15 protein-coding genes are annotated in these 22,652 nt (G+C 70.2%); 3 read left to right on the top strand and 12 right to left on the bottom strand.

Features of this window, described 5'->3' with window-relative positions; all coding sequences use genetic code 11:
• Position 1 precedes the first annotated feature (1 nt).
• From FNH13_RS18255 to FNH13_RS18225, 8 genes are all read right to left on the bottom strand, one after another.
• Complete coding sequence (locus FNH13_RS18255) at positions 2-433, bottom strand: phage tail protein (protein WP_143784743.1); 432 nt, start codon at positions 431-433, stop codon at positions 2-4.
• Positions 434-443: 10 nt separating this feature from the next.
• Positions 444-1,454 carry a hypothetical protein gene (locus tag FNH13_RS18250; RefSeq protein ID WP_143784742.1) on the bottom strand — a complete coding sequence of 337 codons (1,011 nt, stop codon included), beginning with the start codon at positions 1,452-1,454 and terminating at the stop codon, positions 444-446.
• Positions 1,455-4,007: 2,553 nt separating this feature from the next.
• Positions 4,008-4,166, bottom strand: coding sequence for a DUF6760 family protein (locus FNH13_RS19160; RefSeq protein ID WP_165700178.1), 159 nt, complete (start codon positions 4,164-4,166; stop codon positions 4,008-4,010).
• The gene (locus tag FNH13_RS18245; RefSeq protein WP_143784741.1) at positions 4,163-4,633 is read right to left on the bottom strand and encodes a hypothetical protein; all 471 of its coding nucleotides are present in this window, start codon (positions 4,631-4,633) and stop codon (positions 4,163-4,165) included. Before FNH13_RS18245 ends, FNH13_RS19160 begins: the two co-directional genes overlap by 4 nt.
• Positions 4,633-5,076: a phage tail protein gene (locus FNH13_RS18240; protein WP_143784740.1), complete on the bottom strand. Its 444-nt coding sequence runs from the start codon at positions 5,074-5,076 to the stop codon at positions 4,633-4,635. Before FNH13_RS18240 ends, FNH13_RS18245 begins: the two co-directional genes overlap by 1 nt.
• Positions 5,077-5,125: 49 nt before the next feature.
• Positions 5,126-6,682: a phage tail sheath family protein gene (locus tag FNH13_RS18235; RefSeq protein ID WP_143784739.1), complete on the bottom strand. Its 1,557-nt coding sequence runs from the start codon at positions 6,680-6,682 to the stop codon at positions 5,126-5,128.
• A 197-nt stretch (positions 6,683-6,879) separates the two neighbouring features.
• Positions 6,880-8,199, bottom strand: coding sequence for a hypothetical protein (locus FNH13_RS18230; protein ID WP_143784738.1), 1,320 nt, complete (start codon positions 8,197-8,199; stop codon positions 6,880-6,882).
• Between the two features lie 81 nt (positions 8,200-8,280).
• The gene (locus FNH13_RS18225; RefSeq protein ID WP_143784737.1) at positions 8,281-9,009 is read right to left on the bottom strand and encodes an eCIS core domain-containing protein; all 729 of its coding nucleotides are present in this window, start codon (positions 9,007-9,009) and stop codon (positions 8,281-8,283) included.
• A gap of 190 nt (positions 9,010-9,199) precedes the next feature.
• On the opposite strand from FNH13_RS18225, the gene FNH13_RS18220 reads away from it, so the two are divergent.
• Positions 9,200-10,231 carry a hypothetical protein gene (locus FNH13_RS18220; protein ID WP_143784736.1) on the top strand — a complete coding sequence of 344 codons (1,032 nt, stop codon included), beginning with the start codon at positions 9,200-9,202 and terminating at the stop codon, positions 10,229-10,231.
• On the top strand, positions 10,228-14,727 hold the full coding sequence (locus tag FNH13_RS18215; protein ID WP_143784735.1) for an Ig-like domain-containing protein: 4,500 nt from the start codon (positions 10,228-10,230) through the stop codon (positions 14,725-14,727). Before FNH13_RS18220 ends, FNH13_RS18215 begins: the two co-directional genes overlap by 4 nt.
• A 31-nt stretch (positions 14,728-14,758) precedes the next feature.
• On the opposite strand, the gene FNH13_RS18210 is transcribed toward FNH13_RS18215, so the two are convergent.
• Genes FNH13_RS18210 through FNH13_RS18200 form a run of 3 tightly spaced genes read right to left on the bottom strand, consistent with a single transcriptional unit; the run spans position 14,759 to position 19,487 of the window.
• The gene (locus FNH13_RS18210; RefSeq protein ID WP_143784734.1) at positions 14,759-16,753 is read right to left on the bottom strand and encodes an Hsp70 family protein; all 1,995 of its coding nucleotides are present in this window, start codon (positions 16,751-16,753) and stop codon (positions 14,759-14,761) included.
• Positions 16,753-18,822: an ATP-binding protein gene (locus tag FNH13_RS18205; protein ID WP_228266490.1), complete on the bottom strand. Its 2,070-nt coding sequence runs from the start codon at positions 18,820-18,822 to the stop codon at positions 16,753-16,755. The genes FNH13_RS18210 and FNH13_RS18205 overlap by 1 nt, the downstream gene beginning before the upstream one ends.
• Positions 18,819-19,487 carry a DUF4255 domain-containing protein gene (locus FNH13_RS18200; protein ID WP_143784733.1) on the bottom strand — a complete coding sequence of 223 codons (669 nt, stop codon included), beginning with the start codon at positions 19,485-19,487 and terminating at the stop codon, positions 18,819-18,821. The genes FNH13_RS18205 and FNH13_RS18200 overlap by 4 nt, the downstream gene beginning before the upstream one ends.
• 204 nt (positions 19,488-19,691) lie before the next feature.
• On the opposite strand from FNH13_RS18200, the gene FNH13_RS18195 reads away from it, so the two are divergent.
• Positions 19,692-21,353, top strand: coding sequence for a fibronectin type III domain-containing protein (locus FNH13_RS18195; RefSeq protein ID WP_143784732.1), 1,662 nt, complete (start codon positions 19,692-19,694; stop codon positions 21,351-21,353).
• A gap of 58 nt (positions 21,354-21,411) precedes the next feature.
• On the opposite strand, the gene FNH13_RS18190 is transcribed toward FNH13_RS18195, so the two are convergent.
• Positions 21,412-22,509 carry a zinc ribbon domain-containing protein gene (locus FNH13_RS18190; protein ID WP_143784731.1) on the bottom strand — a complete coding sequence of 366 codons (1,098 nt, stop codon included), beginning with the start codon at positions 22,507-22,509 and terminating at the stop codon, positions 21,412-21,414.
• Positions 22,510-22,652: the final 143 nt, after the last annotated feature.

Here is a 22,652-nt window from a genome sequence, read left to right as displayed (position 1 = left end):
GTCACTCCTTTCCGACGGTGAAGCCGTGATGGGCCAGTTCGACCGTCTCGGTGGCTGTCTTGGGCGACTCCGCGGACATGCTGGGGCCGGTCCACCGGACCGGGATGACCCCTTGGAGGTTCCACACCGCGACCGCCTTCCCCTCAGCGGTGAGGGCCCGGATGCGGGCGGTCTGCGGCTCGGCCTTGCGGACGACGCCGGTGAGCCAGTCGACGACGGCGCTGGTCTCCGAACAGATCGGCCGGGACAGCTTGATGTTGGAGTACTTCACCCGGGTGGGCAGCTGCCAGACGAAGCCGTTGTTGCCGCCCTCCTCCCGCTGCTCCATCACCAGCTCGATGCCCAGACCGTCGCAACTAATCCACGACCCCAGGTTCAGCCGCCCGATCTCCACCGCCCAGCACGTGGTGACTCCAGCGTCAGGCTCTTCCATGACTGCCTCCTCATCGCCGCAGATCGACCATCAGCCCGGACCGTTCCCGGTCGAGCCACAGCTCCGCCCGCAGCCGTGCGCTCAGCGGCTCGTAGAGACGCTCGGCCAGCTCATCCAGGTCCCGTCCGGACGGCAGGACCATCGGCGCGGAAGGCGCCTGCGGTGCACCGGTGGCCGACTCGGTCGTGCCACCGGTGGGTGGCGCAGGACTCTCCTGCACCGGGGCGTCGCCCTCCGACTGGCGCTGGATCACCAGCTCAGTGAAGCCGCCGGCGGGGTGGTCCCCACCGGGCACGGAGTCCCCACCGGCAGGGCCGGGGCGGCTGGCGCTGGCGCGCTGCACCGGCAGCGGGGTGCTGGTTTCTGTCGTCTGTATGCCGTGGGCTCCGGCCGCAGGTCCCGAGACTGCGGACGTGGCGAGCGGGGACGCGACAACCGGTGGGCCGGCGAGGAGTCGACGGACCGGTCCGGTCGAGGTGTCCGCGCCCGCGAAGGCGGTCAGCGGCGTGCTGGCGGGCTGGTCCGGGGCGGAAAAGATCCGCTGCAGCGGCACCGGGCCGGGTGCTGAGCGAGTAGTGAGCGGCTGGGCGGACCCGGCAGGTGTCCAGGTCTGCACCGGTGCTCCGATGTGGAGTGATCCTCGCCGGACCGGTGGACGGTCGGTGGCGACGGTGCCCAGTCTGCTGACTGTCGGCCCCGCGGTTGCGGGGTGTGTCGCTCCAGCCGGGGTTGGCAGCGGTGCCAGCGGTGGGGTGCTGAGCGAGGAGGAGCCGGTGCCCGTGGGTGGCCCGGCCAGAGGAGGGACCAGCCCCGTGAGGGGCACGTCGACCCAGGCCATTCCTGTGGGGGCGCTGGGCTCGTTGACCCAGTCTGTTCCTGTGGAAGCGCTCGGCTCGTTGACACCCTGGGCCCGACTGACCGTCAGCTGTGGCCCGTCGTCAGTGGTGGTCGGTGCTGGCGCGGTCGCCTCCGGGGCGGTGACCACCGGCAGACCAGCGTGGGACAGCGGGGCGTCAGCCACGGACCTGGTCTGCACAGGAAGCGTGGGTGCAAGCGCTGAGTCGGGATCGACCGGTGGGCGGGTGTGTCCGGGCGGTATCGCGGCGCCGGTGCCCGGACTCGGCTGAGTCTGGCGGCTCACCCGCAGTGGTCCTGCAGCCTCGCTGGGGGCGGGGACTGAGCGGGGGGAGGTGGCCGGTGTTGAGGTGGGGGCTCCGTCGCTCGCCGGATCGGTCTGCCTCGACACCAGCGGGTGTTGACCGGTGAGCGGTGCCTGGGATGGTGCGGGACTCTCGCTCGGCGTCGCGACCGGTGACGGGCTGGTGGCCGAGGTGGCGTCCTGTCGTTGGGACGACGGTGACGTCGCGACGGTCTCTTGGGACGTCTCGACAGCGGCGGGCCACGAGAACGGCGCAGTCAGTGGTGCTGCAGCTGAGGGCTCGTCACCGGTGCTCGTCTGCCGGCTCACCACGAGTTCTGGACGCGTGCCCTGGGGAAGTGCAGTCGGGGCAGCCGGCAGGTCAACGGCGTCTGCGGGGGCCAGGTGCTGCGGCAGCGCCTTCGCGTCACCGGTGAGCGGACCCTCCTCAGTGCCTTCGGAGTCCGGTGCCTCCCCGGGCCTCGTTGGCACGACGGGCACGACAGGTACGTCGGCAGGAGGGCTGTGGACCGCACGCGGTTCGGGGGACGCCGCAGCCTCAGCGCGAGAGGCTGTGCTGTGGCGGCTGACCGTGAGTTCTGGGCCGGTTCGCGTCGGCTGAGGGGTGGTGGGAGTGGGGTGGCCCGGTGCGCTCGGGATGGCGGCCGTGCTGGACTGGCTGGTCAGGGGAGCCTCAACGACGGATACCGACGCTGGGGAGGGCCGCGTCGGTGGTTCGTCTGCTGGCGGCGGGGCGTCAGCGGGGTCGGTGCCCCTGGCCTGTCGGCTGACCGTGAGAGGGGGCCCGGTCGCCGTGGTGCGTGGTGTCGCAGGGCTCGTGGCTCCGGTGGCCTGCGTGGTGGACACCCCTGGCAACGAGAGGGAAGGCAGCCCGGGGGCCCCGGTCGACGGTGGCGGCCCGAAGCCGTCGGTCGACGGGGGCAACTCGGGGGAGCGGGCCGGCGTAGACGTAACGGGAGAACCGGTCGATGAGGGCGCCTCGGGGGAGCGGGTCGGTGCAGACGACTCAGGGGAACCGGTCGACGGGGGCGCAACGGAGCGGATCGGCGCAGACGGCTCGGTCGGGGACGATTCTGTGCGTTGGATGGTTTCACCGATCTGCACCCGCCGGCGATCCGGAGACGCGGTGGACGCTGCCGACCTCGGCGGTGCGGGTACACCGCCCTCTACGAGTGGCAACCCCGGTGTCGTGGGGTCACCCGTCCGTTGGACCGGGCCAGGTGGCAGCCCCTGCCCCCCGGGCGAGGGTGGGGCGCTGGTGACCAGGGAGGCGCCCGATTCGCCCAGCAGTGGTGACTCTGCAGGTAGTGAGTGCTCGAGGAGGGGTGGCGCTGGGGCGGTGGGTTCGGCGGCGGGCGATTCTGTGGGCACGGGGTCGGTGCTCACCGCCTTGACTGCCAAGTCAGCAGTCGGCAACTCAGCAGTCGGCAACTCAGCAGTCGCTGGTTCTGGCTCTGCCGGTTCTGGCGTGGCACGTTCCGGGAGATCGCCCGCTGTGAGTGCTGTCTCGCCCTGGGCGGGCGTGCGCTGCTCGGATGCGGACCACTCGATGACAGGGGTGGCCATTGGCTGGACGGCAGGAAAGGTCCGTTGCAGTGGTGCCGGCTGGCGGATCGCGACGGGCACCGCGGAACGCACGACCAGCGCGGGTAGGGGTTGGGTTGGCGCCAGTGTGCTCACCCGTTGCACGGAGGGTATCGGCCCGAGGGGGGCGGTGGATGGGGCCTGCGCCGTCCCGGGTGCGGGCGAGGGAAGCACCTGTGCCGCCATGGGGAGTTGTGACGCCCCGACCTGCGGCTCGTCACGGGACGGCTCAGACGCTAACGCGGGCCCTGGCTCTGCGGCGGGCTCTTGAGCGAGTGGCCCTGCAACCTCGGGTGCCGGAGCGGATTCCGTGACTTCTGGTCGCTCGACAGGGGTGGTGCCGGGCTCGGAGAACTCCGGTGTGGCCGCAGTGGTGGTGGCGTCGTCCGGGTGCGCGGCGAAACGCTGCAGCTGCGGCCGGTCGGTGCCCGCCGCGGGTCGGGAGGTCTCGGGGCCTCGCGAGACGACCAGGTCGCTCGTGGCCATCCGCTGCACCGGAGTGCCCACCCGCACCACCACCTCGGCCCGGCCAGACGGACCGTCCGGGGATCGGAGGTGACTCAGTGGCCCGAGGAAGCTGGGGTTCTGGTGTGACCGAAGGTCACCGGTGAACCGATCCAGGGGAGCGACTGGCTGGATCTGCTCCCAGGAGCGTTGCAGGGGAACCATCACCCGCCATCCCGGGTCCCGTGGCGCGGCGGGGATGGTCGAGTCGTGCGGGTGGGAGGAGGTGGTTGGTGGTGTCGACGCCATGGTCGAGCGATCGGCATTGCCTTCCGCCCGGGAGGAGGAGCCGCCGATGCGCCATCCGCTGGGCCACCAGCCCATGGCTCAGCCTCCCTCGTTGATCCGGCGGTTGAGGTTGCCGATCTCGGTCACGAAGCGCTGGCGCTCGGCATGCTCCAGGTCGAGGATGTCCTCCCGCGACCAGTGAAAGTGGTAGGCGACGTACGCGACCTCCTCGTAGAGACGCTGGGGCGCGTACGTCACGATTCCCCCAGGCGACCACCGGCGATATCCACCTCGAAGGACTCCTTGCACGACGGGCAGGTCACGGCGGCGCGGGTGTGGCCCTCCTGGTTGATCCGCCGGTAGAGGTCCTGCAGGAACGCCAGGTCAGCGGCGAACAGCTCCTGGATGATCTCGGCGTGGACGTTCTCGATGCCCCCGATCCGGGTCACCACCCGGCCCAGGAGCACCACGGTCAACCAGGCAGGGTTCTCCCGCACGCGGTCGTCCGTCAGGGGGATCAGTTCGTCGCGGGCGGTGGCCAGCCGCATCACGCCGTCGCGGTGGACCGTCCCCTCGCCGTCGACGTAACCCCGCGGGAGGACGAAGGAGAACTCGGTGCGGAACTCCTCGCGCTGCGCCCGGCGGCTCTCCTGGCTCTCGCTGATGTCCTCCCCGGCCGCGGGCCGCTCGTCAGCAGGAGCCGGGAGGACCGCCGAGCGGCGCATCACTCAGCCTCGAGCTTCTCGTAGGTCATCACGAGCTTCTCGGTGAGCACCGAGGTGTCGCCGGCCTTGAGGGTGCTCATCTCCAGGCTCTTGGGCCAGGCGTTGGTGAAGTTGTAGCGTGCAACCGGTGCGTTCTCGTAGTCGTAGAGGATGACGGCACCGCCCTTGCGCACGTCACCCATCTTGCCGAGCTGTGCGTTCTTGACCCAGTCCTTGAAACTGTTGTCCGCGTTCAGCGGCCGGGTCACGGTGAGCTCTCCCGCCTTCCACCGGCCGGGGATCTTCTTGATGACGTAGTTGCCCTTGGAGTCGTTCTGCTTGAGCTCGACCACGTCCTGCTCCATCTTCAGGCCGCTGATCTCCGTGATGTGCTTGATCTGGATCCCGTCGACCTCCAGGCCGAAGGAGTAGCCGACGCCCGCGTCATTCTCTGGCAATGGCATGGTGTGTCACCTCTCGTATGTCGTGGTGCTGGGTGGGTGCTCGGGCCGGCTACTCCGACACCAGGCTGGTGCCGCCGGAGAACTGGGAGAGCCGGAAGATGACGAACTCCGCCGGCTTGACCGGGGCGACCCCGACCAGGCAGACCACCTGGCCCGCGTCGATGCCCTCGGCCGGGTTGGTCTCCTCGTCGCACTTGACGAAGAAGGCCTCGTCTGGGGTGGACCCGAACAGGGCACCCTTGCGCCACTCGTTGACCAGGAACGCGCTGATGGTGCGGCGCAACTTGGCCCACAGTGCCTGGTCGTTGGGCTCGAAGACGGCCCAGTTGGTGCCGTTGAGGATGCTCTCCTCCAGGTAGTTGAACAGCCGCCGGATGTTGACGTAACGCCATTCCGGGTCCGAGGACAGGGTGCGAGCGCCCCAGACCCTGATGCCTTGCCCTGGGAAGGCGCGGATGCAGTTGATGCCCACGGGGTTGAGCAGGTCGTGCTCGTTCCGGGTGATCTGGGTCTCCAGGCTGACGGCGCCGCGGACCACCTCGTTGGCCGGTGCCTTGTGCACCCCGCGTGTGTCGTCATTGCGTCCCCAGATGCCGGCCAGGTGGCCGGAGGGCGGCATGAAGGTCATCTGCCCGGTGATCGGGTCGGGAGACTTGATCCAGGGCCAGTAAAGCGTGGCGTAGGGCGAGTCGTAACCGGCGGCCTCGACGCGCCACTCCTTGATCTGCTGGGCGTTCAACCCGGGCGGCGGGTCCAGGATGGCCATCCGGTCTCCCATGAGCTCGCAGTGCGCGATCATGCCCAACTGGACCGCCTGCACGGCTTCCAAGTCGATGACGCCCTGCTGGTAGGCGCTCATCAGGTCCGGGACGGCGAGCATGGTGATCTCGTCGATGGACTCCAAACCGGAGAACCCGGTGCGTTCGGCAACGTCACCGACATAGTCGTCGGCGTCGATACTGGCCGGCACTGCAGCCGGTGGCGGGGGTGTGGCCAGGGTGGTCGCGCCCGTCTCGGGGCGGGCGAGCGAGCCACTGCCGGCGTCCTCGATGGTGATTGTTTTCGACGCGGCGTTCACCACCGTCGCCACGTTCGCCTTGCCGGACTTCAGGGTCGTGCGATCATACTCCTCAACAACCTTGCCGTCCCGCTTGACGACGAGCTTGAACATGTCGTCGCTGGGGCTCTCTCCGCCGGCATCGGCCACCTCAACAGTGAGCGATCCGTCGGTTGCGTCGGCCTCCAGCGCCCTGATGGTGATCCGTCCCAGCTGGGCCTGCGGTCCCGGCGCGAGCTCGGGCGGTGCCTCCTTGGAGCGGGAGGAACCTCGGCCGTTGCCGTTCTCCTGGCCAATCCGCACGACATAGCAGTTGCCGCCGCCGTTGAGGAAGTAGCCCTGGACCGATGTGGCCAGGTAGGAGCCGGGGATGAAGCCGCCGAAGGTGGAGGTGAACTGGGTCCAGTTGCTCACCAACGTCGGCTCATTGAATGGTCCCTGGGCGGAGAGGCCCACGAACGCGGCGACTGCGGTCCCCACGCCCTCAAGAGGCTTGGAACCGGATGGCACCTCCTCCACGTAGACACCTGGGGAGAGGTAGGTAGGCATGGGCCCTCCTTCGTCGATGGTTGACCGCTAGCCTGCTGCGGTCTGCGGGACCGCGACAGGGCCGCGGGGACGGAGCCGGGGGCAGGGTTGGTTGCCTCAACGGGAAGCGAGCGATGAGACGGCGGAGCCTCGACTGCGTGCCCCATCGCGCAGTGGCCCTGACGGGACCGGCAGAGGTATGCCGTGGGGCACCTTCCTCATGCCTCCACCGCAGAGCTGAGGCTGCGGACGTCGATCGCGGAGAGCGTGAACTGTTGCAGGGCCTCCGGGATGATCCGGTTGGCCTTGGCGAGATACTCGGAGGTGACCCGAGGGCCGAAGTTGACGCCCCGGTGCTCGATGTGGCCGGGATCTCGGTAGTGCAGGACGGTGTGGTAGGTCTCGTTGAACCCCCAGACCTCGTCCTCGACCTCGACACGGAGCACCTTGAGGATCGCGAGGTCGTTGACGTTCTGGCCGGTCTCGGCCAAGAGTCTGCGCAAGGCGTCCCCCACGCGATTCGCCTCGGCGGAGGCAAGGTGTCCCGTCGTGGGCAGCGTGACGGTGTAGCCACCGTCCTGACGCAGGAGCTTGACGGTCAGATAGATGCGTCCGCCCATGTAGACGTCGCCCCCACCCCGTGACTCCACCGTGTTCTCGCTTCGCCTGACCCAACGCTCGATCATGTCCTGGAGCTGCGCCTGCCAGGTGGGCACGTGCTCGATGCCGTCCTCGACCGCCTTCGAGATCCGGTTCAGGTACTCCGCACCAGGGCCCACGAGAGTGCGGTCCCCTGCCGCGATCCGACTGCCCGCACGCCCGCCGGTCTCTGCGATGCCGGTCGACGCAGCCTCGCCCTCGGGGAGCACTGCGGCATACCCGCGCTCGAAGTTCATGCCCATGTCGCCCACGGCGCGCAGTGTCTGGTCGAAGGATGACTGGAAGTGGCCCCGCTGCTCGAGGATCCACTCGCGCACTTTGATCCGTCCGGCTGCCGTGTCTGCTCGCTCGCACTCCTCCACAAGGGTGGACATGAGGTCAGCGAGTTTGTCGACCCCCGGGACGGCAGCGATCGGTGTGATGGCGTAGTCCCACAGTGCTTTGAAGCCTTCCTTCAGCGCGAACTTGGTGGCGACTCCCATGAGGTCGGCCTCTGCCTCGGCCTCTGCAGGGAAGGCCATATAGGTCTCAAAGTTCTGGAGCGCGGTGTCGGCATTGTCCCTGGCCAGGTTGATCGTTCGCTCGTACTGGATCGCCAGGTTCGCGCACCGCGTTGCGACAGATCCACCCGCTGCAGACGGCCCCAAGGTGGTGACGTGGCCAGTGACAACCTCCGGTGTGTCGAACGTCAGCGTGGACTCCTGGCGTTGCAGGAACTGCGCCGTCGCCTGATTCCCCGCTGCTCGCTGGAGCCGGGTGAGCGACCCCGCGTTCAGCGCCGACTGCCCCTCACTCGTGGCCGGGTTGCTCGTCACCGGCCTGCGGGGAGGGGGACGTTCACGCTCCGGCACGAGGAGCGGATCCCGGGACTGCACCATCGCACGCACCTTCCACTGTGAGAGTTCGGCCGGGTCGATGGGGTCTCAGGTCGATGCTGGCTGACGAGATGACTGACCCCATTACCCGCCGGGCGCCTCAACCTCTTCCTCGGGGCTGGGTTCTTCCTCGCGCTGGACGGACATCGCCTGCAGCGGCTCCTCCTCCTCGCCTTCCTCGCGCTGTATGCCGAGGGGTGCCTCGTCGGCGGACCGCTGGACGGCTGAGGGTGTCGGGGCCGGCCCAGCCATGACCCGTTCCGCGGTGGCGGAGGCCTCCCGCTCGAAGCGGTCGCTCGGGTCGCTCACCGCGATGCCGCCCCCGGCAGAGGTGCCGTCCACGGGACCGGACCGCTGCTGCACGACGTGGGTGAGCTCGTGGGCCAGAGTCTGTTGACCGGCTGCGCTCGAGGGGTCATAGGCGTCGCGCTGAAAGACCACGTGCGACCCGACGGTGTAGGCGTGGGCGTTCACGGACGCCGCAGATGAGTGGGCAGCACCGTCGTCATGCACGCGCACGTCGTTGAAGTCATGGCCCAGGCGGGACTCCATGTCGGCGCGGACCGGCTCGTCCAGGGGGCGGCCCGCTGAATTGATCACATCATGCACGGGTGAGCGCTCCTCCTCCAGGGCCGTGCTCACCCCCGCGTTGCCGGCGACGCGCTGCAGCCCGAGCAGGTCGGCGGGCGAGAGGACGTCGGTCCGCCCCTCAGCGGCCGCCCGTGCGGCCGCGGGACGCTGCGTCTCCTCGTCGATCCGCGCAGACTTGGGGCGCAAGGTGCTGTCGTCAACGTCGTGGTTGTGGTCATGCATGGTCGTTCCCTCCGGGCGCAGGTCCCTTGAGTCTGTGGGACTCACGCGCGCGGCGCGAGGAGCGTCCAGACCCCCTTGCGGGCACGCCTGGTGGCCCGATGGGGCAAGGGTGTCCGGCCGCGTGGGCAGAGGCTGTCAAAACCACTCATCAGCCCTTGTCCGGCCCACCTGCGGGGTCTACGGTCGCGCCATGGAGGTCGGACTGTGCCGCCGCTGGATCCGGGGTGCGCCGCTCATCGCAGCGGTGGTCCTGCTGGCCCTGTCCGCCCTCCTCCTCGGTGTCACACCCGCCGCCGGCACTGTTGCGGCAGCGACAAACACCGGCACTGTTGTGGCATCGCCAGACACCGACGAGAGCAGTCAGGCTCTGGAGTGGGAGGGGACGATCAACGGGCGGCCGATCACCGAGATTGACGCCAATGACCCGCTGCGGCTGGACCCGGAGGAGGGTGCTCGGCTCGCCCTCACTCTGACCAACACGTCTCCGGAGGAACTCAGCATCCGCAGCGTGCGTCTCGATGGCACGGTCATGGGGCTGACGATGTACAACTTCACCACCCGTATCGACCTGGTGATGGCGCCCGATTCGGTGACGACCCGGACCTTCGACCTCGACCTCATCGATCTGTCCGGTCAGGCCACCGGGCTCATCCCCTCCCGGCTGCAGCTGCTCGATGGTGAGCGCAACGTTCTGCAGGAGGCGAGTTTCCCGGCCGATATCCGCGGGTCGGTGAACTCCGTCTATGGCATCTTCGGGCTCGCCGTGCTGGGCATCACCCTGGTCCTGCTGGGATCCCTGCTCCTGGCGATCCGTCGCACCCAGCTCCCGGGCAACCGCTGGCGTCGGGGGGTCCGTTTCCTCCCGACCGGGATCGGCCTGGGCCTCGTGCTGACCTTCACGCTCTCAGCCACCCGACAGTTGGCGCCGAGTGCGACCTCCTGGACGACGATGGTGTTGCTGTGTGCGGCAGCATCCTTCGCCGTCGGCTATTTCCTGCCCATCGGGGTGGGCGATGAGCAGGAGATCGCCGGCGAAGCCGCGGACACGGACCAGGAGTTCACCGACGACACGCAGGACCTGGAGTCGGTGGGGGTCGACGTGGACGCCGACGCTGCGACCGGGACGGTCCCCGCGACGGCACAGTCGAGCGGCCACTACTGGACGAGCAGCGGAGCAGGAGCGGCTGGGACCGACCAGCCAGGGGCAGAGGACGACTGGTGAGCCGGCACTCAGGACCGCTGGTGAGGTGGGTCGGGGTCCTGGTGCTCCTCCTGCTTCCACTGGTCGGCGGCGGGGCCGTGCTGGCCGACGGGGGACCATCCAGGAGCGGCACCACTGCTGAGGGGGTGTGCCACGAGGCCACCGCCACCGGCGCGCCGTCACCCATCTCGACGCAGCCGGACACCGGTGAAGACTGCGCACGGTCAGGCCCTGGCGTTCCCACCGCCACGGAGGCCGCCCCCACCGCGCGCACGGGGGATGAACCGACCAGCACCGACACCCCCACCTCCCCTCCCGGCCCGGAGCCGACCTCCCCTCCCGACCCCACCTCACCCGTCTCCCCGACGCCCACCGCGACTGCGGAACCCACAGCGACAACGGCCCCCGAGCCGGCTCCGACCGCGACGCCACCGGCTCCGACGGCAGCCCCCCAACCGACGCCGACCGTGCCCCCGGGGGCCGACCCGATCACCGGTGACCGCCCGACCGTGTCGGAGACCGCCGGCCAGGACCCGGTTGACCCCGCCGAGCTGCTGGTCACCGAGGTGGTGCTCACCCTGAACGCGACCAGTGGCGAGGTCGGGGCGCCGTTGAGCTGGACCGCCACCGTGTATGACGGGACGGCTCCGGTGCCCGGAGCGACAGTGCACTTCCTGGGTCAGCTGCTTGGGCAGGAGGACGTGGAGGAGACGCTGTCCACGGACGACGGAGGCTCCGCGTCCCTCACGCACACGCGTCTGGAGCCAGGAACGGAGACCCTGACGGTCACGGTCGAGTCTGAGGGAGGAGCGATATCCGCGACGCGGACCTTCCTCTGGTGGGAGGGGAACGACAACGGACTCGTGATTGAGCTGGAACCGTTGAACGGCAGCGGGCTGGTGGGTGGGACGGCTGAGTTCGTGGCCACAGTGACCGACAACGGGGCACCCGCCGTCGGCGAATTGGTCGACTTCAGGGGCCTGATGGACGGGCAGGAGACCGTCTGGCTCGAGGGAGTGACCGGGGAGCACGGCACGGCGACGTTCCACCACAGCAGGGAGGTGGCGGGCACGGAGGACATCCTGGTGGTGCTCTGGGAAGCGGAGGTGGACGCCGAGACCACGTTCACCTGGCGGGGACCTTTGCAGGTCACGATGTCTGCCGGAGACGGCAGTGCCGAGGTGGGCAGCACCGTCCAGTGGACGGCCACCGTCACTGACGCGGAGCTGGGTTCCGCGTGGGAGCAGGGGGTCAGCGTCCGGTTCCTGGGACGGATGGCAGGGCAGCCCGACGTGGACGTGACGCTCACCACGGGCCCTGACGGAGTCGCCACCTACCTGCACACCCGAAGTGTGGCCGGCATGGAACTCCTTGAGGTCACGGCCACCCTCGGGGACGAGTCGGCGAGCGATGAGGCCAACTTTGAGTGGTTGGAGCCCGCACCTGTCACGGAGATCGAGATCGAGCCGCAGGATTCCAGCGGGCTGGTCGGCGAGCCGGTGGAGTTCCTGGCCACGGTCACACTCGGCGATGACCCCGTGTCCGATGAGTTCGTCTTCTTCTCCGCGACGATGGTCGGTGTCGGCGAGGTCTACCTCGAGGGGACGACCGACGATGAGGGGCAGGTCGCCTTCCAGCACACCCGAGCCGTCCCCGGGACAGACAACATCAGCGTCTCCACCTACCCAAGCAGTGCCGAGGCTGACACCACCTTCATCTGGGAGCCCATGGAGGTGGAGATCACCCTTGAACCACTGGAGGCCAGCGGTCCGATCGGCGAGCCAGTGGAGTTCGTCGCCACCGTGACGGGGAACGGGGAGCCGCTCGAGGGGGAGACCGTCTACTTCTCGGCCTACTGGGAGGGCGAGGAGGGCGGCTCGACCTTCCTGGACGGTGTGACGGACGCGAACGGCATCGCGCGGTTCGAGCACGCTGAGGACCGAACTGGGGTCCAGAACATCGCCGTCGACACTCCGGCATACGGCCAGGAGGCCTGGGCAGAGACCACGTTCACGTGGGAGCCCGTGGAGGTCGAGCTCACGCTCGAACCACTCGACTCGAGCGCCGAGGTCGGTTCGACGGTCGAGTTCGCGGCCACGGTGATGGCCAACGGGACACCCCGACCGGGCGTGCTCGTGTACTTTTTCGCCGCCTACGAGGACTCTGATGACTATGTGTCGCTGGAGGCGGTGACCGACGAGGACGGTGTGGCACGGTTCTTGCACACCCGACAGGACTATGGCCTCGAGAACGTCATCGTCTCCACCTACGCCCTGGAGAACGAGGTCTCTGCTGAGACGACGTTCACCTGGCGCGGGCCGCTGCAGGTGCAGCTGTCCTTTGAGAGCGGCAGCGCCGATGTCGGCACCGAGGTCACCTGGACCGCCACGGTCAGTTCGGAAGACCCAGGGAGTATTGGGGCGGCTGCCCCCGGTCTCGAGCCAGCCTGGGAGGAGGGGGTCAGCGTCCGGTTCCTGGCCCAGATGGCCGGTGAACCCGACGTGGACATCACGCTGCCCACCGATGCGGACGGGATCGTTTCCTTCACGCACACGCGGCTCGTGCCGGGCACCGAGATCCAACTGGTGACGGCGACGGTTGGGGCGGAGACAGCAACTGCCGACACGACGTTCGAGTGGCTGCAACCCGACCCGACCGTGCAGATCGAGGTCGAGCCACGCGACGCAGCGGGTCCGGTGGGTCAGCAGGTGGAGTTCGTCGCAACGGTCACCGGGGACGGGGAGCCCCTAGAGGGCCAGCTCGTGTACTTCTCGGCGCAGATGGAGGCAGAGGTGCCCGGGGTCTTCCTCGTGGGGCTCACTGGCGCGGACGGGACCGCGAGCTTCGAACACAGCCGGGAGGTGACCGGTGTCGAGGCCATCACCGTCGAGACCCCGGCGTTCGGCCAGGAGGCCTGGAACAGCACGAGCTTCACCTGGGAGCTGGCGCCACCACTGATCGTTCTCCACCAGAACTCCACCAGCGGCGGGATCGGGACGCCGTTGCAGTGGAGTGCGACGGTCACGTCCGGCGACGAGGTGGTCGAGGGTGCCAGCGTCCGCTTCCTGGGTCAGCTCAGCGGTCAGCCCGACGTGGACGTCACGGTGCTCACCGATACTGACGGGGTGGCCACCTACAGCCACACCCGGACCGTGGCCGGCACTGAGAGCCTGATGGTCGGGGCCACGGTGGATGACCAGACGGTCTTTGCCAACGGCTCCTTCGAGTGGCTGGTCCCCGTGCCCATCATCGAGATCGAGGTCCAACCGTCGAACGGCTCTGGTCCGGTCGGGACCACCCAGGAGTTTGTCGCCGCGGTGACTGTCGACGGAGAGCCTGCTGCGGACCAGCTCGTGACCTTCACCGCGACCATGACGGGCGCCGCGCCCGTGTCGATCCAGGGGGAGACCGACGCCAAGGGGGTGGCTCGGTTTGACCACAGCAGGAGCCTTGACGGCGTGGATTCGATCACCGTCCAGGCCGCCGTCTCCGGCCAGACGGTCGTGGCTCAGACGACCTATACCTGGCAGGCGCCAGCGGCTCCGCCGACGCTCACGCTGACCCAGAGCGGCACCAGCGGAGTGGTGGGCACGGACCTGGTGTGGACCGCCACGGTCACCTCAGGAGGTGAGCCGGTGCAGGGGGCCAGTGTCCGGTTCCTCGGCCAGCTCCCGGGTGATGGACCCGTGGACGTCACAGTGACGACCAACGCCAGCGGCCAGGCGACGCACACCCACAGCCGCTCGGTCGCCGGCACCGAGAGCCTCCAGGTCACTGCCACCATTGCGGGGCAACCGCTGATCGAGACGGGGTCGTTCACCTGGCTGGCCGAGCCCACGGACCCGCCGGGAGGCGAGACGCCGGGTGAGCCGCCGGGAGGTGAGACGCCCGGTGAGCCGCCGGGAGGTGAGACGCCCGGTGAGCCGCCGACACAGACGCCGGGTGAGCCGCCGACGCAGGAGCCGGGTGAGCCGCCCGCTGGCGAAGCTCCGCCGACGAGCCTGCCGGTCACGCCGACACCGGTCACGGCGACGACCCCTGGTCCCGAGGATGAGGGCGCACCTGAGCCTGACCCGGAACCCGGCACCGAGACCGAGGCCGGCCCAGCGCCATCGACTGACGTGCCCGGAACACCACCTTCCAGCGCCCCGCCCCTGACCACCGTGGCTCTGGGAAGTGCATCGGCCACGCCCGGAGGTGACCTGGAGGTGACCGGCACCGGTTGCGAGCCGGGCAGCACCGTGACCATCACCCTGGCGGGCGAGGCCCTGGCAACCACCACGGCAGATTCCACCGGAGCCTTCTCGGCCAGGGCAGCCGTGGCCAGTGTCCCGCTCGGGCAGTATGCCGTTGACGTCCAGTGCGGGGACGCGACCGGTGAGGCTGTCGTGGACCTGGTCTCCACGGCTGAGTCGTCAACGGCCGTCGCCTCGGCAGCCTCAGCGGCGGCGGTCCTGACGTTCTTCGTGCTGCTGGGCAGCAGCGTGTTCCGCTCCACCTTCGGCTCGGTCGGCTAGGCCGGCGCCACCCCTGTCTCAGAGATCGTGCTCAGGTGGGACGTGCCGACCTGCCCGTGCTGACGCGGGCACGGTGCTCCAGGCCGAGGGGCACCAGGCCGACTGCGCCGATGCAGCAGAGGAGCGCGAGCACCACGGAGACGGGGGAGTGGAGCCTGGCGCCGAGGATCCACGTCGCCAGGACCAGGACGACGCCGAGGACGGCACCGATCGCACCCATCCCGGCCATGGTGACGACCCGGACGGGCCGGGCCTGCCGCAGGACCGGGCGCAGCAGCGACTCGCCATAGGCGAAGGCGAACAGCAGCCCCAGGACGACGATGGCACCGGGCAGGCTCAGCAGCCGCCCCCAGGGTGGACCGTCCGGAGGCAGCAGCTGGGCCGTCGCCTCGAGCTGCGTGCCGTCCGGACCCGAGACTGTTGCCCGCAGCGGACCGACGGCATAGATCCGGGCACCGCTGAGGTTCACCGTCTGCTGATCCGTCACCACCGCGCTGCCGGAGGGCAGGTCCTGGCCGGCGAGGGTGAGCTGGAGTCGGCTGCCAGCCTGCACCGGGGTGCCGTCCAGAGTGGCGACCTCCCGTCCAGCGTCCAGCTGCGTTGTCAGCTGCGGGTCCCCGGCCGTGGGCCCGATGGTGAGCGCGAGCAAGGCCAACGCTGCCAGGATGGCGGCGGCGAGCAGGCTGCGGCGTGCCAGGGCTGCCCGTCGGGGGGACTGCTTCGGCGGTGTCTGTTGCAGCGGTGGGGCACCGCTGGCCGCCCCCGCGCCCGCCCCTGCCGCAGAGGGAGCGGCTCCGTGCCCAGCGTCCTTCGGCCCAGCGGACGGCGACCCAGAGGCCCCCTCACCGGCCGTGCCCAGCACGGCGGCACCGCCGACAGGCCTCGCCGACGCCGCGGTGCCGCCTGAGCCATCTGACGAGCGTGAGCTGCTCGCTGCCGACCTGTCGATCGCCCCTGACACCTGCGCCCCGACCATCGCCGCGCCGAGCGCGACGCCATGCTTGGGATGGGCGCTGACCGCGACCGGACGACTCAGCTGCCGCGTGAGCAGCTCGGTGACCAACGGGATGCGGGCCGAGCCGCCCACCAGCAGCACCGAGTCCAGCTCCGCGACGGTGAGGCTGGCGCTGGCCAGAGAGCGTTCGACGGCCGCGACGGTCTCCTCCAGCGAGGGCCTGAGCACCTCCTCCAGCTCGGCCCTGCCCAGGCGGACCGTGCGGTGCACGTCGCCCAGATCCACGGGGATGGTGACGTCGGTGTCGACGGAGAGGGCCTCCTTGGCGTCGGTGCACTCCCGCCGCAACCGGTTCAGTCCAGCCAGCACCGCCTCGTCGTCAGGATCGACATCGACATCCCCGAGGGTCGTCCAGACGTGTTGGAGCACAGCAGCATCGAAGTCCAGCCCGCCCAGGTGCTCGATGCCCTCGGGGGAGCCGAGCAGGGCAAAGCTGGCCGGGCCGTCCTTGCGGAGCACCGCCGCATCGAAGGTGCCGCCGCCGAGGTCATAGACCGCGACGGTGTCCCCGGTCTCGACACGCTCGGTCGAGGCGAAGTGCACCGCCGCCGCAGACGGCTCGGTGCACAGCACGACCGAGCCGAGACCAGCCATCCGTCCTGCCTGCTCAAGCAGCTCCCGACGGTAGGGCCCCCAGTTGGCCGGGCAGGTGAGCACGGTCGTCGCTGGCGGCCCGCCCTGGCCGGTGCTGACGTGACCCACGACCCACGTGAGCAGGTGCGCCATCAGGGCGTGGGCGGACATCGGGGTCCCTGCCACCATGATGTTGGTGTCGTCCCCGATGCGGCGTTTGAACTCGGTGGCCAAACCGCTGGGATCGGCCGCTCCACGCCGCAGCGCGGCCTCGCCCACCAGGAACTCACCCTCGCTCGTCCGGAACACCGCGGACGGGATCTGGGGGCTGTGGTCACCGAGCGGGACGACCTCCGCGTGCCCCTCGTGCCACACCGCCGCTGCCGTGAACGTGGTCCCGAGATCCACCCCGAGGATGTAACCGCTCCGGCCCACCATCAGCGCACCAGACCCAGGTAGTCGCCGAACTCACGCTCCAGCACGAGTCGACCCAGCTTGCGATACTCCTGCTGCACCGCGCTCACCAGATCACCCATGCCCACCGGGCGTCCGGCGGCGGCGGCCAGGTAGGCCGCGGTCGTGCTCGCCGAGCGGATGTCGCCACCCGCGAGCTCGAAGGAGCGGGCGCAGAAGTCCAGGTCCAGGTCGTCCGTCACCGGCAGCGGGGGCGCCAGGCAGCGACTCCACAGCTCGCGGCGCAGCTCCTCGGTCGGGGCCGGGAAGTCGATGATCGCATCGAGTCGCCGGGTGAAGGCCTCGTCGATATTGGCCCGCAGGTTGGTGGCCAGGACGGCGAGCCCGTCGAAGGACTCCAGCCGCTGCAACAGGTAGGCACTCTCGATATTGGCGTATCGATCGTGCGCGTCCTTCACCGAGCTGCGCTTGCCGAAGACGGCGTCGGCCTCGTCGAAGAAGAGCACTGCGCTGACCCCAGCGGCCTCGGTGAAGATCCGCTCCAGGTTTTTCTCCGTCTCCCCGATGTACTTGTCCACCACCGTGGCCAGGTTGACCGTGTAGAGGTCCAGTCCCAGGTCGTGGGCGATGACCTCGGCCGCCATCGTCTTGCCGGTGCCGGACTCGCCCCCGAACAGCGCGGTGATCCCCACCCCACGCCCACCGCCTCGACGCATCCGCCAGGCAGTCAGGACCGTATGCCGGTGCCTCGCCCGGGCGGTCACGTCCCGCAGGGCGGTCCCCACCGCGGGGGTGACCACCAGGTCCTCCCAGCCGACCTCTGGGCGGATGCGCCTCGCCAGCCGCTCCAGGCCAGCGGCGTTCTGGGCCTGGACGCCGACCTGGAGGTGCTCTCGTCCCAGGGAGGTGCCGTCCGCCGCGGCCGCAGTCCTGGCAGCGGCCACGGCACGGGCCACCTGGGCAGGGGCCAGGACGAGATGCTCGGCCAGCCCGTCGAGGGCCGCCAGGTCGGCGCCTAGGTGCTGCGCCCACACCTCGGCCCGCTCGGCGGGGTCGAGCGGGCTCACAGTCATGCTCAGCGGAGCCTGCGTCGACCACTGCGGGTCCCAGGTGTCGGCACCGGTGAGGATCACGGGAGTCGCGGCGGTGGTCAGCATCCGCAGCGCCTCCGGTGCCGCTCTGGCCAGCGCTTCGACGGGACCGGCGACCAGGCCGGCGTCGCTGAAGATCGCCTCCCGGCAGGCCGTGCGGATCAGCTCGTCCGGTGCCGGATGACCTGGCACCTGGCTGAGATCCAGCGCGATCGCGCCCAGACCGACCTCGGCGAAGGCCGCAGCGCCGACCGAGGTGCCGGTCCCAGGGGTGTGCTCGCGCAGGTGGAGCAGGCGTGCCCCTGAGGTCAGGGCCCGCCCGAGTCGGGCCGCTAACGGGACCGGATACGGATGGGGGTCCAGCAGATACGGCGCCAGCTCCGGTGCCGGCTCCACACTCCCGAGCAGGTGGGCGGTGACCCGGTCCGGGACGCGCAGTGCGCGGGTCAGGAACGGCCGGTCTCCGTCCTCGACGTGCAGCAGGCCCTGCCGCACGAGACCACCGGACGGGCTCAGGCGCGCCCTGGCGTCGACGTCATCGGGTGCCGCCCCCACCACCGCCAGCGCCAAGCCGGTGGTCGCCCGTCGTCGGCTGACGTCGTCGTTGAGGTAGCCGTAGAGCCGTTCGAAGCGACTGTCCAGATCGGGCAGCAGGGTGGCCAGCACCAGATCCAGGTCCAGGTCGTCCAGCCCTGCGGATCGGGCCAGCCGACGCAGCGACAGCGGGTGACCAGAGCCCTCCAGGCGGTCTCCCAGCTCCTCCGCCTGGCCCACGGTCCTGGTGTCGACGCCGGGGTCCGCAGCGGGCGTGGCGAGCAGGCGGACGGCGGTCTCGTCGCTGACATAGAGCCCGCGAAAGGGATCCTCCGGCGCCGGGTCGTCAGCCTGTCGGTGCTGCACCAGGGCTCTCACCCGGTCTTCGATGACGGCCAGCCGGGCGTGCAGGTAGGCCAGGTCCGGAGAGGGTGGCGACATCGGCCTCGAGGGCTCGGCCCCCGTCATGGCTTCTTCGTCCGGGAGGTGCGCTTCATCGCGGGGCGGCGCTCGGCCCGTCGGGTCTCAGCGTTGTGCGGAGCCTGCGGTGACGGCCAGCCGTGGACTCCCTCCAGACCCACCCGTGGCGGCTCCTGCACCGGGGGTCCTGTGGTGAATCCCTGCCGGGTGGCCAGCGGGGCGGTGACCACGAGGTCGAGCGAGGGTTTCAGCTCACCGCCGAGGGCCGTCCAGACGTCAGCGAACGAGCGGTCCTCCGGAGGCGGCAGGGCGATCGTCATCGCGACGGGGCTGGTGGCCTCTGCCAGGGAGCCGGTGAGCAGATCCGGTGGCACGAGGTCGAAGCGCAGGAAACTCTCCAGCAGGTGGGCCAGCAACCGGTGCTCATCCTCGGGGCGGGCGGTCCAGGCGGTGATCAGATAAGAGAGCTTGAAGTGGCGTGGGGGCAGCTGCCGCCCGATCACGACCTGGTCTGGTGAGTACTCGTTGATCATGCCCCGCGACCGTCGTCGCAGGTCCTCGCGGATGTCATAGAGGTAGACGTCGATCGTGGGCGCGCTGCGGCGCCCCGACCACTCCTTGGTCGGGGCATCGAAGACAACCTCGACGTCCTTCGTGCCGGTCGCTTCCCGCTCGATGAGCGACTTGACGGCGGCGTCCACCTCGTGGATCACCCTCGCAGTCTCCCAGCGGGGGCCCGGGTGCGGAACCGGACGTGGCGCCGAGCCCGGGGCAGGACCTGTTGCCCGGAGGGGCAGAGCATCCTGCCCGGTATGCCGTACCTGCCCCGTGGGTCTGTCGGGTCACCTCGCCGCGCCGTACGCTGGGTCGACGGGCGGCCCAGGACGTCCGCCTGCGTCTGGTGAGGAGGCGTCACGGTGGCTGATCCGGTGGTTGAGCTCGAGCCGGTCGTGGCCGTCGTCGAGCCGGGGGGGCAGACCCGCGTCGTGGTCACAGTGGTCAACGAGAGCAGCATCGTCGAGGGATACCGCGTCGAGGTGCTCGACGATGTCGGGGGACACGGTCGGGACGTGAGTGGGCCCGCCTCCTGGTCGGAGGTGCTGCCCGCCGAGGGCACCAGGAGCGCTGACGGTGACGGGGTTGACCTGACGGTCTATCCGGGCCAGCAGGGCGTTGTCGTGGTTGTCCTGTCCCCACCCACCGGCACCCGGGTGCCCGGGGGACGCTGCCCCTTCGCCGTGCGGGTCACCTCGGTCGTCGACCCTGGGGCCAGCACCGTGGTGGAGGGCGACCTCGAGGTCGGCAAGGTATCTGCGCTGCAGGCCAAGCTGGTGCCGGTGACCTCCACCGGGCGGTGGAGCGGCAGACACACGGTGGAGCTGTCCAACTGGGGGAACACTCCCGCCAGGTTGCGCGTGGTGGCCGAGGATCCCGACCGTGCCCTGGGCTTTCTCGTGGACCCGGACCTGGTCGAACTGCCTGTCGGGGCGTCCGCACCCGTGCGGTTGAAGGTCCGCACCCGCAACCCGCAGCTGCGTGGCACTCCGGCGCGCCTGCCCTTCACGGTGCGGGCCGAGCCGGCAGATGTGGTCCCTGGGCAGCAGCCTCCTCTGCTGGCTCCCGGCGTGCCCGCGCCCGAGACGGCGACTGTCGACGGCGCCTTCAACCAGAAGCCGATCCTGACGACCGGCGTCGTGCTGGGGGCAGGTCTGGCGCTGGCCTGCGTCGCCGGCCTGGCGGCATACGGGCTCATGCAGCGGGGCGAGGCGGCCCCGACGTTCCAGGAGCTCGGCGTGCCGGACACCCCGCAGGTCACCGTGGACGCGGCCGGGCCGGCCTCGGTGCGGGTGAGCTGGGTCCCCATCGAGCAGGTCGAGGGTTACAAGCTCCTGCAGTTCGATGACCAGGGCGCCGTCTCCGGGGAGACGCTGCTGGCACCGGAGCTCGGCGCGACGGTGGTGGACGGCCTCGAGCCGGAGCAGGAGTACTGCTTCACGGTCGCGGCGGTGCGGGGTGAGGTCCAGTCGCCGCAGTCGCAGCCGGAGTGCGCCACCACCGAGCAGGAGGCGGTTGCCCCCACCACGCCGGAGCCCACCACGGACGATCCGGGGGAGACCACCGCGGAGGATCCCTCGGCCGAGACACCCACCGACCCCGGTGAGGGCGGTGTCACGCAGGAGCCGACGGACGCCCCAACCGAGGGTGGGGAGACCGGCACCACCGCGCCCCTGCCCGCGCCCGTCCCGCCGATCGACGGACCCAGCGAGACGCCGACCGTGGAGCCGCCACCGTTTGCCCCGGGGGAGTGGGCAGCGGTGCTGGGCGTCTTCGTCGTGGAGGGCCTGGCCGAGACGCAGGCCACTGAGCTGGCAAGCGCCCTCATCGCCGAGGAGGTGGAGGCCGTGGCCGTCTCCACCGACGACTTCCCCGACCTCGGAGTCACCCGGCCCGGCTGGCTCGTGCTCTCCGAGGGCTATGCCACCTCCGCCGAGGCGTTGAGCGCCTGCCAGGAGCTCAACGCCGAGCTGCCCGACCTGGTGCAGTTCTGCAACCCACCGGTGCAGCCGATCAGCCCCTGACCCCTCCAGTTCATGGGCTGGGGGGCAACAGGTGGGGGGGGGCATCCTCACCGCCCGGTTAGCGGGACGGGCGGGCGAGCAGGGTGAGCTGGCTCAGCCCGGCGACGTCCTGCACCCGCTCGTCGTCGCCGGTGTGCGCCTCGCCGATGCTAATCGTCAGGCGGCCGACGGGCACCCCCGTGTCGAAGGGCACCTCCTGCGGGTCCGGGGTGCGCGTGAGTTGCACGACCTGGCAGGAGCCGTCCGGGAGCTGGACGTCCAACTGCGTCGGGATGTGCTGCAAGGGTCGCTCAGAGGCGTCGGTGACCCCGGTGGCGACCCGCAGCTCCCGCACCCGCGTGGCAGGGAAGGTCAGCACCACCCGGCCGCCACGGCCCTCACCGCAGGCCGGACGTGTCTGCGGTGGGGTCCACCCGGTGACCCACGCGGTGAGGGCGTCGGCGTCGAGGAGGCCGTTGGGATGGTGGTCCCCGACGACAGACTCCTCCGGGACTGCCTGCGCGCTGACGTCCCGGATCGGGTCGAGGCGGTTGGTCACGTCATACCACCGGTCGATGGTCCAACCGGCGGGGTTTCGGCCCACAGCGGCCAGCCCACCGAAGACCACCACGGCGACGAGGGCGGTGACCCCGACCCGGCGCCATCGATAGAGCGGGGGGAGGCTGCGCCGATAGGCCTGTCGGGCCTGCCGGGTGTCGGACCGCAGCATCCGCTGCCACCAGCTGCGCCGTCGCGGCTCCTGTCGACGGGCGGGCGCGCCGGCCGCCAGGACCTGACCGCAGTGACCGCAGAAACGGCGCTCCGCCCCGTTGGGCCGACCACAACTGGGGCAGGCGCCGTTGGTGGCAGCCAGGGGCGGGTCCGGTGCGACAGCCGAGAGTCTCCCCTCCCCACGGGGGCCCGCAGCAGAGACATCCGCCGCTGACCCCTGGCGCCCACCTGCTCCTGGGACGGGCGCCGTCGGAAGCGGTGCAGTGGGGTCGCTCAGTGGTGCGGTGATGTCCCCCTCGTCACGGACTGGGGCGGACTCGCGCACAGGTTGGCGGCCCTCGGGCGCGTCCGGCCCGTCGTCCCAACCCAGATAGATGCCACAGAACAAACAGAACTGGGTGCCCGGTGGGTTGGGCTCCCCACACCCGGTGCAGACGTCGTTCACGACAGTCACCTCCAAGGGACGAGGGTCGACGGGACGGGACGGGTGGCCGATACTGGGAGGGTCTGAAGCCCGAGGAAAGGGACACCGTGGCCGTATGCACCAGTTGCGGGCTGCGCAACGAGCAGAGTGCGGTCTTCTGTGCC

It is taken from the genome of Ornithinimicrobium ciconiae, assembly GCF_007197575.1.
GTDB classification, from domain to species: Bacteria; Actinomycetota; Actinomycetes; order Actinomycetales; family Dermatophilaceae; genus Ornithinicoccus; species Ornithinicoccus ciconiae.
This window is presented reverse-complemented; position numbering and strand designations above follow the sequence as displayed.

What these genes read in the sequence shown, in the direction of transcription:
- FNH13_RS18255 (WP_143784743.1), bottom strand. Translation starts at nt 433, where the DNA reads ATGGAAGAGCCTGACGCTGGAGTCACCACGTGCTGGGCGGTGGAGATC.
- FNH13_RS18245 (WP_143784741.1), bottom strand. Translation starts at nt 4,633, where the DNA reads ATGCGCCGCTCGGCGGTCCTCCCGGCTCCTGCTGACGAGCGGCCCGCG.
- FNH13_RS18240 (WP_143784740.1), bottom strand. Translation starts at nt 5,076, where the DNA reads ATGCCATTGCCAGAGAATGACGCGGGCGTCGGCTACTCCTTCGGCCTG.
- FNH13_RS18235 (WP_143784739.1), bottom strand. Translation starts at nt 6,682, where the DNA reads ATGCCTACCTACCTCTCCCCAGGTGTCTACGTGGAGGAGGTGCCATCC.
- FNH13_RS18230 (WP_143784738.1), bottom strand. Translation starts at nt 8,199, where the DNA reads ATGGTGCAGTCCCGGGATCCGCTCCTCGTGCCGGAGCGTGAACGTCCC.
- FNH13_RS18225 (WP_143784737.1), bottom strand. Translation starts at nt 9,009, where the DNA reads ATGCATGACCACAACCACGACGTTGACGACAGCACCTTGCGCCCCAAG.
- FNH13_RS18220 (WP_143784736.1), top strand. Translation starts at nt 9,200, where the DNA reads ATGGAGGTCGGACTGTGCCGCCGCTGGATCCGGGGTGCGCCGCTCATC.
- FNH13_RS18210 (WP_143784734.1), bottom strand. Translation starts at nt 16,753, where the DNA reads ATGGTGGGCCGGAGCGGTTACATCCTCGGGGTGGATCTCGGGACCACG.
- FNH13_RS18205 (WP_228266490.1), bottom strand. Translation starts at nt 18,822, where the DNA reads ATGACGGGGGCCGAGCCCTCGAGGCCGATGTCGCCACCCTCTCCGGAC.